The organism is Streptomyces sp. NTH33, assembly GCF_003236365.1.
Classification (GTDB): domain Bacteria; phylum Actinomycetota; class Actinomycetes; order Streptomycetales; family Streptomycetaceae; genus Streptomyces.
On record NZ_POTZ01000444.1, the window covers coordinates 1 to 5700 of the forward strand.

At 67.2% G+C, this 5700-nt stretch carries 2 protein-coding genes and 3 pseudogenes; 4 read left to right on the forward strand and 1 reads right to left on the reverse strand.

Translation table 11 applies throughout. The features are described from left to right. Window positions 1-1220, reverse strand: a 1220-nt coding sequence (locus tag C1I97_RS29965; protein ID WP_258382804.1) for a phosphopantetheine-binding protein, incomplete at its 3' end; no start/stop codon positions are given. 1047 nt (window positions 1221-2267) lie between these two features. On the opposite strand from C1I97_RS29965, the pseudogene C1I97_RS43055 reads away from it, so the two are divergent. From C1I97_RS43055 to C1I97_RS29990, 4 genes and pseudogenes are all read left to right on the forward strand, one after another. Then, window positions 2268-2573: pseudogene (locus C1I97_RS43055) on the forward strand (transposase family protein); the annotation flags it as partial. A 163-nt stretch (window positions 2574-2736) separates the two neighbouring features. After that, window positions 2737-3702, forward strand: a complete 966-nt coding sequence (locus C1I97_RS29980; RefSeq protein ID WP_181446975.1) for an ISAs1 family transposase — start codon at window positions 2737-2739, stop codon at window positions 3700-3702. 58 nt (window positions 3703-3760) lie between these two features. Continuing rightward, window positions 3761-4558: pseudogene (locus C1I97_RS29985) on the forward strand (IS256 family transposase); the annotation flags it as partial. A 52-nt stretch (window positions 4559-4610) separates the two neighbouring features. Further along, window positions 4611-5573 (forward strand): annotated as a pseudogene (locus tag C1I97_RS29990) (ISAzo13 family transposase); the annotation flags it as partial. Between the last annotated feature and the right edge of the window lie 127 nt (window positions 5574-5700).

The window sequence follows — 5700 nt, forward strand, 5'->3', positions numbered from 1 at the left end:
GTGGGGGCACCGACGGGGGGTGCGGCCGCCGGGTGCGAGTCTTCCCGGGCGCCGGACTCGGCCAGCCGAGTTTCGAGCCAGGCCGCCAGGTCCGCGATCGTCGTGTGCTCGAAGACGACGGTCGGGGAGAGTTCCAGGGAGAGCCGGTCCTCCAGCTCGGTCACGAGACCGACGAGGGAGGCGGAGGCCAGCCCGAGCTGGTAGTAGCCGATGCGTGTCCCGACCTCGGCGGGGGACACGCCGAGGCGCGTGGCGACCATGTTCCGCAGCAGGGACAGGACATCCCGTCCGGCGGCGGCCGGAGCGGTCGCCGACCCGGGCTCCGAGTCCGCCGCGACGGCCGTGGACACGGCGTGCTGAGTGGGCGCGTCCCGGACGTCGAGGGCTGCCACAGTCCGGACCCGCTTGGCCGCGAGCTGCCCGAATTCCGCGACCTTCACCCCGGTCGGGTCGTAGAAATCTGCCGCGAGCCGGATGAGTTCGTCGTCCCTGCTCATTGAGGCAGCAGAAACCCTGACGAAGCAATGCCTTCCTAAGGGCGCTACCGCTCGGAACGACTGGAATAACATGGGGAGGTAGAGGGCTTGGTCCCCGTCTCCCTCGTGCAGCATGTGACTGCTTACACTGCCGCCGAGCAGTCCCGCCTCGAACAGCGCCGGGTGGAAGAGGAATTCGCCTGCGCTGTCCTGGCGGGCCGGGGGGAGTTTCACTTCTACCACCCAGTCTGCGACACGGTGATGGACCGCACCCTCGATCTTCATCAAGCCCGAGTGGACCAGTTCGTGTTCGCGGAGCCAGGTGTAGATGTCAGCGAGTGGGGTGAGCCGATCCACCCCGGTGAGTGGTAGCGACAGCCGTTCTTGGAAGGGAGGAAGAATATGCCGGCGTGCCGCCACGACCGCGTGCAGGACATCCACGGTGTCCTGCCGGCGTCGGCTGCGGACTTCGATCCGCCACCCTTCGTTCGGCGCTGGACGCCCCTCGACCGTGGCCAGGACCTGCTCTCCGGGTGCGACAACGAGCGGTGCGAGGATGGTGAGACTGCGCAACTCGATGTCCGGCATGGCGTGACCGTGCCGGACGAGAACTTGCAGCACCAGATCCACGTAGCCAACACCGGGCAGGAGGTTGCGCCCGTGCACGACGTGACCGCTCAGTAGGGGGTTGTCGGTGGTAATGGTGAAAGTCTCGGTGAACGTCGGCGCGTCGGCCATCGGCATCCATCCCAGAACAGCATCGAACCCGGCGGGGAGCCGGCCCTGGAGCAAGCATGGAAATTATCCGGACTCACGAGGGGAATTCCGGATTCAAATGTCACGATTCACTGCAGACGGAAAAGGAATGCAAAAACAGCCGCCGCCGATTAAGGGCACAAGGAATCGCACAGACCAAAGAAGGTCGCGGATCAGGAAAGCGCAAAAAGAAAGCAACGACATTGCACCGTGGAAACCGGAGAATCTCACAGCCGCACCCGCAGAAGCCATTACATCTCAATACCCCCGTCTTGGATCGCGAGCACCACGACCCGCCCCCTCAATGATCGTCAGCAAAGCTATCCGACACCGGCGGCGGAATGCAATGAACAGAGCGTCATCATCCAATCAGTCCATGGAACAGAGGGTGACATCCCCGCAATGGTCTGCTCCGATGAAATAGATATAAGGGATGGCGAGTAGCGACGCCGACCTCTGACCAGGATTTCGCCATTCTGGCGGAATGTCCAGAAACGCGGGATAAATCCCAGTCCCTGTCCATGAACTGATCGTCGGGGCGGCGGAGCGGAATCGGTGAAGTCGTCCGGACGAGCAGGACCTCTTGGTAGCAACAGCGGTGCCGAGGTCGGCCGCTGCGCCAAGAGGTCCTGTCCATCACGCTCGCCGGACCCGCACCATCTGGCAGTACTGGTACGCCCCGGCTTTGTCAGGGCCGCTTCCCGCCCTCCCCGGCACCACCCGGATCAGGCTGCCCTCAGCTTCAACATCCCTGCTGCGACAGGGCGTTGGTGCAGGTCTTCCACCTCCACTCGAACCGACAGCGCCTCACGGCGCAAACAAGATCCCCGACAGAACCGGATTACGTGACCGTCGACAGTCAGGCGGTGCTGGTGCTGCGCCGGTTCCGTGAGCGAGGCTGTGTGCACTGCCTCGCCCGGGACGCCGGGGTATCCCAGGCGACCGGCTACCGCTACCTGCACGAGGGCATCGACGTCCTCGCAGACCAAGCCCCCCGATCGCCATGCGGTGTTGGACCGTTGCCGCGCCGAGGGCATGACACACCTGGTACTGGACGGCACATTGATCGCATGCGACCGGGTCGCCGGTGTCCGCGAGAACGGCAACGACCTGTGGTTCAGCCAGGAACACAAGAGTTTTGACGGTAACATTCAGTTCCTGTCCGCTCCGGACGGCACGCCTTTGTGGATCTCGGATGTGGAGCCGGGCTCCACGCCGGACATCACGGCCGCGCGACTGCACGTGCTGCCGGCGCTGTACAAGGCCACCGCCGGTGGCCTGTCCACCCTGGCAGACAAGGGGTACATCGGCGCCGGGGTCGGCATCCGTGTCCCTGTTCGCCGCCCCAAGGGCCCAGGGCGCGTGCGTTCTCACGCGGTGAGATGGGTAACTCGTGTGCTGGTGTGTGCTGATGGCCTGCTTGTCCGCGGCTGGAGGCGGCGAACGCGACCCCCGATGATCAAGGTTCTCGAAGCCTTTGATCATGAACAGGGGTCGCGTTCGCGTGCCATCCTCCCTGATCGATGTTCTCCAGCGTCACCGCGGGGACGTCGAGCTGTTGCACCTGCCTGCCGGACCATCCGAACTCACCTCCCTGGCCGACGTGCTGGACCGGCTGCCCGATCCGCGACGGGTGCGGGGCCGCCGCTACCGGCTGGGGTCGCTGCTCGCCCTGTGCCTGCTTGCGGTACTCGGCGGTGCCACCACGCTGGCCGGCATCGCCCGCTACGCCGTCGACATCACCCCCGATGTCCGGGAAAGGATCGGGCTGCGCCGCCTGCCCCGCGCGACCACCCTGGGCCGCCTGCTGGCGCGTCTGGACGGCGACGCCCTCGACGACGCCGTGGGCGCCTGGCTGGCCCGACACGCAACCGACCCTGTCGACGACGACTTTCCGGAGCTGGTGGGAGTGGCCGTCGACGGCAAGGCCGTCCGCGGCAGCCGCCAGGGCACACGGGCGGCCATCCACCTCCTCGCCGCCGTCCTGCACGAGGGCCAGACGGTGATCTCCCAGCGGCAGATCACCGCGAAGAGCAACGAAATCCCCGCCTTCTCCCCGCTGTTGGAACGACTCGACCTGCGCGGATGCGTCATCACCGCGGACGTCATGCACACCCAGACCAGCCATGCCGAACACCTCATCAACCGGGGCGGCCACTACGTCCTGGTCGTCAAGGACAACCAGAAGAAACTGCGCCGACAACTGCGACGTCTGCCCTGGCGCGAAGTCCCGCTCCAGCACCGCACCCGCGCACAGGGTCACGGCCGGCGCGAGATCCGCCGACTCAAGGTCTGCACGGTCCAGCCCGGCCTCCTCTTTCCACACTCCGTGCAGGCCATCGAGGTCAAGCGCCGTCGCACCAGCCGCACGACGAACAAGACGACCATCAAGACGATCTACGCAGGAGCAATGCTCAGGACTTGTGGATCAGTCCCGGGAGGGACGCGCAGGGCGTACCTTCCCGAATGATCCTTTGATGGTCACCGAGTAGGCCCGCGTTCGCAGCGCGGGTCGGGAAGGCACGCCCGTGCTCAGCGTAGTGAATGCCGACGGTTCCACCGAGGCCGGCTCCCTGATCGACGAGATCGTCCGCGAGGGCGCCCGGCGGATGCTGGCGGCCGCGCTGGAGGCCGAAGTCAACCAGTACATAGCCGAGTTAGCGGCCGAGACAGACGCGGCCGGGCGCCGCCTGGTGGCTCGCAGCGGTCACCACCGGCCCCGCACCGTGACCACCGCCGCCGGTCCCGTCGAGGTCAGGGCCCCGCGCGTGAACGACAAGCGGGTGGACGCGGCCACCGGCGAGCGGATGCGGTTCTCCTCGAAGATCCTGCCGCCGTGGTGCCGCAAGTCCCCGAAGATCAGCGAGGTGCTGCCGCTGCTCTACCTGCACGGGCTGTCCTCGGGGGACTTCGTACCGGCGCTGGAGCAGTTCCTCGGCTCGGCGGCCGGGCTGTCGCCGGCCACCGTGACCCGGCTGACGAAGCAGTGGCAGGACGACCACGCCGCCTTCCAGCAGCGCGACCTCACCGAGTCCGACTACGTGTACGTGTGGGCCGACGGCGTGCACCCCAAGGTCCGGCTCGGGCAGGCCCACTCCTGCGTCCTGGTCCTGATGGGAGTACGCCTGGACGGCACCAAGGAGCTGATCGCCCTGGCCGAGGGGCTGCGTGAGTTGACCGAGTCGTGGGCCGACCTGCTGCGCGACTGCCGCCGCCGCGGCGTGCGCGATCCCGAGCTGGTCGTCGGCGACGGCGCGATGGGCCTGTGGAAGGCCCTGGCGGAGGTGTTCCCGGCCGCCCGCCACCAGCGGTGCTGGGTCCACAGAAGCCGTAAGGAATCAACCTGTTGCTTCGCGGTCAGCGGCTCGTTGGCCTGGTATGGCGATCACGGAGGAGATGCTGTCCCAACTCGGCTACCGCTTCGCGGTGTTGCTGCCCCCTCTGAACGAGCGGCAGCGGCGTCTGGCGGTAGCGGCCGAGGCGAGGCTGCTTGGCCACGGCGGAGTGCGCGCCGCCGCCCGGGCAGCGGCGGTCAGCGAGACCACCGTGCGCCGGGGGATCACGGAACTGGAAGCTGGCACCGGGCCGCTGCCCGGCGGACGCATCCGCACCGAAGGCGGAGGCCGCAAACCGGCCGAGGAGATCGACCCCGGCCTGGTGAACGCGCTGATGGCCCTGGTCGAGCCCGACGAGCGCGGTGATCCGGAATCCCCGCTGCGCTGGACGACGAAGTCGCTGCGCCACCTGGCCGAGGAGCTGACCCGGCAGGGCCACCCGGTCTCCGCGCCGACGGTGGGCCGGCTGCTGAAGCAGGCCGGCTTCAGCCTGCAGGCCAACGCCAAGACTCTCGAAGGAGCCCAACATCCCGACCGTGACGCCCAGTTCCGCTACCTCAACGAGCAGGTCAAGCAGTACCAAGCGGCAGGCGATCCGGTGATCAGCGTGGACACCAAGAAGCGCGAGCAGATCGGGCGCCTGCCCATGGCTGGGCGCGAGTGGCGCCCCAAGGGCGACCCGGTACGAGTCGAGGACCATCACTTCTTCTTCTCCGGTCCGGACGTCGAGCAGGCCATCCCCTACGGGATCTACGACATCGCCCGCAACACCGGCTGGGTCAACGTCGGCGTCGACCACGACACCTCCACCTTCGCCGTCGAGTCGATCCGCCGCTGGTGGAAGGCTTGCGGCCACAGCGACCATCCCAAGGCCACCCGGCTGCTGATCACCGCGGACGCCGGCGGCTCCAACGGCTACCGCTACAGGGTCTGGAAGAGCGAGCTGGCCGCGCTGGCTGCCGAGACCGGCCTGGCGATCACCGTCTGCCACTTCCCGCCGGGTACTCAATGCCGTTGTTTGAGCTAGTGAAGCATCACCGGGTTCAGGGTGATGACGTTGGCCGGGACGCGCCGGGTGGGTCCGTGCTGCCGTTTCTTGACCGAGGGTGAGTACTTCGAATCCGGGCGCTTGA